The following is a 6,033-nucleotide window of genomic DNA, read 5'->3' as shown; positions in this document are numbered from 1 at the left end:
TACGTCAGCAGCAATTACAGCCACGCCGCACGGGACATCAATGCCGCCGGTTTGAATCTGGTGGCGCAACTGGTCGCCAGCCACAGCGAACATCCCGATCGCTTGAGTATGAGCTGCAACCCGGACATCACCCTCGACCTGTTGCCGATGATCGCCAAGCGCCGGGCAGCGGGGGAGACGATCCTGATGGTGGGCCAGGTGCACAACGATTTGCCGTACATGCCCGGTGACGCGGAAGTCGGCATCGACACCTTCGACCTGCTGATCGACGCCAAGGACAACACCACGTTGTTCTCCACACCGAACATGCCGGTAGGTTGCCAGGATCATTTCATCGGGCTGCACGCCAGCACGCTGGTGCGCGATGGGGGCACCTTGCAGGTCGGCATCGGCGCCATGGGCGATGCCCTGACGGCGGCGTTACTGGCGCGGCAGGCGGACAGTGACGGTTACAAGGCGTTGCTGGCGGATCTGAATCTCAGCCAGTGGGCGCAGTTGATCGAGCGCGAAGGTGGCGTCGAACCGTTTGCCAAGGGCCTTTATGGTTGCAGCGAAATGTTCGTCAACGGCTTGCTGGTGCTGGCGGACGCCGGGATCGTGCGACGCAAGGTCTACCCGGATGTGCAGACCCAGCAGCAGGCGAACGCCGGGACGCTGAATGAGTCGGCGCAAACCGATGGCATCTCGGTACATGGCGGGTTTTTCCTCGGGCCGCGCAGTTTCTACGAGCGCTTGCGCGAGTTGCCGCAGAGCAAACGGCTCGAATTCAACATGACCCGCATCAGTTACATCAACGAGCTCTACGGTCAGGAAGAGCTCAAACGCTTGCAGCGCCTTGATGCGCGCTTCATCAACACTGTGTTCACCATGACGTTGCTCGGTGCGGGCGTGGCGGATCAGCTCGAAGACGGGCGGGTACTGAGCGGCGTTGGCGGGCAATACAACTTCGTCGCCCAAGGCCATGCGCTGGAAGGCGCGCGTTCGATCCTGCTCCTGCGCAGTTGGCGTGAGTCGGGCGGTGAGGTCAGTTCGAACATCGTCTGGGAATACGGCCATTGCACGATCCCACGGCATCTGCGGGACATCGTCATCACCGAGTACGGCATCGCCGATTTGCGGGGCAAGACCGACGCGGCGGTGATCGAGGCGTTGCTGAACATCAGCGACTCACGCTTCCAGCCGGGGCTGATCGAACAGGCGCAGAACGCTGGCAAATTATCGAAGCATTTTCGCCTCGATCCGCGTTTCGCCGACAACAGCCCGCAGCGTTTACAGGCCATTCAGGCCCGGCATTCGAATCTGTTTCCGGAATATCCGTTGGGCTGTGATTTCACGGCGCAGGAGCGGGATTTATTGCGGGCGCTGAACTGGTTGAAGAGCAAGTTCAAGCTCACGGAGATTCTGGAATTGGGCAAGGCGGCGCTGGATGCGCCAGAACCTTCGCAGTTTCCCGTGCATCTGGAGCGGATGCAGCTGACGAAGCCGGAGGGGTTGAAAGAGGATTTGTTTCAGCGGTTGTTGCTCACCGGCCTCAAAGCCACCGCGCAATAACTGGCAGTCGAAATCAAATGTGGGGGCGAGCCTGCTCGCTCCCACATTGGTTTTTCGGTGTAGTGGCTTTATTCGATGAAGGTTACAACGCCATCCTTCAGCGACTGCACCCGAGCCAACGATTCCACGCGATAACCCTGGGCATCCAGTTCCGCACGGCCACCCTGGAACGACTTCTCGATCACGATGCCCAGACCGGCCACGGTCGCGCCGGCCTGTTTGATGATCGAGATCAGCGCTTGCGAAGCCTTACCGTTGGCCAGGAAGTCGTCGATGATCAGCACGCGGTCGCTGTTGGTCAGGTGACGCGGGGAGATCGCCACAGTGCTTTCGGTCTGCTTGGTGAACGAGTAGACCGTCGCCGACAGCAGGTTTTCAGTCAGGGTCAGGGACTGATGCTTGCGCGCGAAAATCACCGGTACGCCGAGGTTCAGGCCGGTCATGATCGCCGGGGCGATACCCGAGGCTTCGATGGTGACGATCTTGGTGATGCCCGAATCCTTGAACAGCGAGGCGAATTCGTCGCCGATCAGCTTCATCAGGGCCGGGTCGATCTGGTGGTTCAGAAAGGCGTCGACTTTCAGGACCTGGTCGGAAAGCACGATGCCTTCTTCGCGAATTTTCTTGTGCAGTGCTTCCATGAAGCTGTCCTCTGTTGGCGTCTTTTGTGCCGAAGGTCTAAATAAATGTGGCTAATTCTAGCGCTTTAGCATTGCGCGTATATCTGCCAATGCGCTGTTGCCACGAACGGCTTTGACTTCGGTCGGGGTGTCGTCGTTGCCTTCCCAGGCCAGGTCGTCCGGCGGCAGTTCATCGAGGAAGCGGCTGGGCGCGCAGTCGATGATCTCGCCATATTGCTTACGCTCTGCTGACGCTCCAGCATGTCGCGCAGCACGAGTTTGCCGATGGCATCTTCGACGGTCATCTCACCGTCTTCGTCTTTCTCCAGCGTGTTCTTCAGTGCCTCGATCAGGAACCAGACGTTACCCATGCGGTAATCGGCGGCCTTGTCACTGGAGCTGTTGGTGCGCAGCCAGTTCTCGTAGTCGATGTCCATGACCATGCTGCGCAGGGCGGAGATCGGGTCTTCGCCGGCGCACTGCTCGCGGACCTTGTCCATGAAGCGCTTGAAGCGCGACAGGCGATCGGTGAAGCGGCTGTCCAGGTGTTCGCCCAGGCCGATTTCGTCGGTGGCGGCGTACATCGAGATTTTTCGCTCGGTGGCGTAGTTGCCCAGCTTCTCCAGGGTGGTCGAACCGATCTCCCGGCGTGGGACGTTGATCACCCGCAGGAAGGCGTTGTCGTCGTCCGGGTTCACGATCAGGCGGAAGTAGGCCATCAGGTCCTTCACTTCCTGGCGTCCGAAAAAGCTGTTGCCGCCGGACAGTCGGTAAGGCACCTGGTGATGTTGCAGCTTCAGCTCGATCAGCTTGGCCTGGTAGTTGCCGCGATACAGAATCGCGAAATCGCTGTAGGGCCGGTCGGTGCGCAAGTGCAGGCTGAGGATTTCCACGGCCACGCGCTCGGCTTCGGCGTCTTCGTTGCGGCAGCGGATCACGCGGATCTCGTCGCCGTGACCCATTTCACTCCACAGCTGCTTTTCGAATTCGTGCGGGTTGTTCGAAATCAGCACGTTGGCGCAGCGCAGGATGCGGCTGGTGGAGCGGTAGTTCTGCTCCAGCATCACCACTTTCAGGGACGGGTAATCGTCCTTGAGCAGCATCAGGTTTTCCGGGCGGGCGCCGCGCCAGGCGTAGATCGACTGGTCGTCGTCGCCTACCACGGTGAACTGGTTGCGTTTGCCGATCAGCAGTTTCACCAGCAAATACTGGCTGGCGTTGGTGTCCTGGTATTCGTCCACCAGCAGGTAGCGGACCTTGTTCTGCCATTTTTCCAGGATGTCGTCGTGTTCCTGGAACAGTTTTACCGGCAGCAGGATCAGGTCGTCGAAGTCCACCGCGTTGAACGCCTTGAGCGTGCGCTGGTAGTGGGTGTAGACGATGGCGGCGGTCTGTTCCTTGGGGTTGCGTGCGTTTTCCAGGGCTTCGGGCGGCAGGATCAGGTCGTTTTTCCAGGCGCCGATCATGTTCTTGATCTCGTCGACGCCGTCGTCGCCCGAGTATTCCTTCTGCATGATGTCGGTCATCAGGGCTTTGACGTCGGTCTCGTCGAAGATCGAGAAGCCCGGTTTATAGCCCAGCCGCACATGTTCCTTGCGGATGATGTTCAGGCCCAGGTTGTGAAAGGTGCACACCGTCAGGCCGCGGCCTTCACCGCCCTTGAGCAGCGTGCCGACCCGTTCCTTCATCTCCCGCGCGGCCTTGTTGGTAAAGGTCATGGCGACGATGTACTGGGCGCGGATGCCGCAGCTCTGGATCAGATGCGCAATTTTGCGGGTGATCACGCTGGTCTTGCCGGAGCCTGCGCCGGCGAGCACCAAAAGAGGGCCGCCGACGTAGCTCACGGCTTCTTGCTGCCGGGGATTGAGTCGGGACATACGAAATCAGGGAGTCGTTAGCGAAATGGGCCGGCATTTTAACAGGCTCAGAGAATTGTGCTGCTCTCTCCGACTTGTGACGCAACACGCGATCTCTATTTGCCGGTTTTGATACTTTCACGCAGGATGCGCAATGAATTCGCGTCTAATGTACGTATTCAAGACTCGAAGTCGTGTTTGATAACCGATGATATTGGGTCATTGGTTACCCGAGCGGCATAATGCGCGCCGCCTACATCTTTGCAGAGTCTAGGGAGCTAGCTTGTCTACGCCTGTCGAACCCTTGCGTTTGCTGCTACTGGCCCAAGAGCCGGCGTGGGCAGCGTTGTTGCGCGAGTGTCTGGCTCCAATGGGGAGTTCGGCAGTGCTGCTCAGCGCGCCGAGCTGGGAGTCGGTCAGCAACTTGTTCGATGACAACCGCAGCGCGGTGTTGTTGACGATTCCTGCTCTGCAGCCAGCACCCGGCCGTTGCAGCCTGCCGACGGTGTTGCTGCTCGAACACGAACCGCTGGCGCCGCCCGACGGTGTGAGCGACTGGCTGGTGCGCAACCTGCTGGATCCCGGCATGTTGCGCCGCTGTCTGCGTCATGTGCGTGAGCGCGGGGTGCTGGAAAACACCTTGCAGCGCCTGGCCGAGCAGGATCCGCTGACCGGCATCGCCAACCGTCAGGGTTTCCAGACCTTGCTGGCGGCGCGTCTGGCGGACAACGACGGCCGCGGCCTGGCCCTCGGTCACCTCGACCTCGACAACTTTCGACACGCCAACGACGCCCTCGGCCATCAGGCAGGCGACCGGTTGATTCTGCAAGTGGTCTCGCGGCTGAAAAGCCAGCTGGAGGCCGGCGATCAACTGGCGCGGCTGGGTAGCGATGAATTCGCCCTGCTGATCGACACCCGCCGCGCCCCTCAGCGCGCTGAATGGATGGCCGAACGGATTACCGAAGCCCTGTCCGAGCCCTACTGGATCGACGGCGAAAGCCTGTTGATCGGTTCCAGTCTCGGCATTGCTCACGCCCGGGCGCAGGCCGGCGCCGACCCGTTGATGTGGCATGCGCACATCGCCATGCAGCAGGCCAAGAGTACTCAAGGCTGCACCTTTCACATCTTCAACGAGCGGATCAATCGCAATGCCCGCAGCATCGCCGACCTTGAAAGTGAGCTGCGTCGGGCCTTGCGTCGCGATGAGCTGGAGTTGCATTACCAGCCACGCCTGAACCTTGCGGACGGCCAGATCGTCGGCCTCGAAGCCTTGGTGCGCTGGCGTCATGGCGAACGCGGTTTGCTGCCCCCCAGCGAATTCGTGCCACTGGCCGAGCAAAGCGGCTTGATCGTGCCGCTGGGTTACTGGGTGATTTCCCGAGCCCTGCGGGACATGCAGGCGTTGCGTGAGCGGGGCCTGCCGGCGCTGCACATGGCGATCAACCTGTCGTTCCGGCAGTTTCAGGACAGCCAGTTACTGTCGACCCTGAGCCGGTTGATTGCCGAGCGTGGCGTCGAGGCGCAATGGCTGGAATTCGAACTGACCGAAACCGCGGTGATGCGTCGCAGTGACCTGGTCAAGCAGACCATGGACGCCCTCGGACGGCTCGGTGTGCGCTTTTCGCTGGACGATTTCGGCACCGGGTTCTCATCGTTCGTGCACCTGAACAGCCTGCCGATCGCCTTGTTGAAGGTCGACAAGAGCTTTGTCGGCGGCATGGAAGAACGGGAAGAGAATCGCAAACTGGTGCACGCCATGATCAACCTGGCGCACAACCTCAACCTCGAAGTGGTTGCCGAAGGGGTGGAAACACCGGAGCAGCTGGATTTGTTGCGCGGATTTGGTTGCGATCAGGTGCAGGGGTATCTGATCAGCAAGCCGTTGCCGTTGGCGGAGTTGGTTGAGTATTTGACCTTCGGCTCCAGCCAGCAGGCTGTGCTGGCTTAACAACGTACCGTAGGAGCGAGGCTTGCCCGCGAAGGCGGAGTGTCAGTCGATATTGTTG

At 60.3% G+C, this 6,033-nt stretch carries 3 protein-coding genes and 1 pseudogene; 2 read left to right on the top strand and 2 right to left on the bottom strand.

Features of this window, described 5'->3' with window-relative positions:
* The coding region (locus tag AC1DLB_RS24770; RefSeq protein ID WP_477785819.1) for an acetyl-CoA hydrolase/transferase C-terminal domain-containing protein at positions 1-1,551 on the top strand (1,551 nt) is incomplete at its 5' end.
* Between the two features lie 68 nt (positions 1,552-1,619).
* Here the strand turns inward: AC1DLB_RS24770 and AC1DLB_RS24765 are convergent.
* Positions 1,620-2,192, bottom strand: a complete 573-nt coding sequence (locus AC1DLB_RS24765) for a xanthine phosphoribosyltransferase (RefSeq protein ID WP_477743570.1) — start codon at positions 2,190-2,192, stop codon at positions 1,620-1,622.
* A 57-nt stretch (positions 2,193-2,249) separates the two neighbouring features.
* Positions 2,250-4,048: pseudogene (locus AC1DLB_RS24760) on the bottom strand (UvrD-helicase domain-containing protein).
* A gap of 262 nt (positions 4,049-4,310) precedes the next feature.
* On the opposite strand from AC1DLB_RS24760, the gene AC1DLB_RS24755 reads away from it, so the two are divergent.
* On the top strand, positions 4,311-5,975 hold the full coding sequence (locus AC1DLB_RS24755; RefSeq protein WP_064621098.1) for a putative bifunctional diguanylate cyclase/phosphodiesterase: 1,665 nt from the start codon (positions 4,311-4,313) through the stop codon (positions 5,973-5,975).
* The last annotated feature ends 58 nt before the right edge of the window (positions 5,976-6,033 follow it).

The organism is Pseudomonas sp. 05N434 (assembly GCF_056396965.1).
The sequence above is the reverse complement of the archived record's forward strand: the minus strand, read 5'-3'. Positions and strand labels throughout refer to the sequence as shown.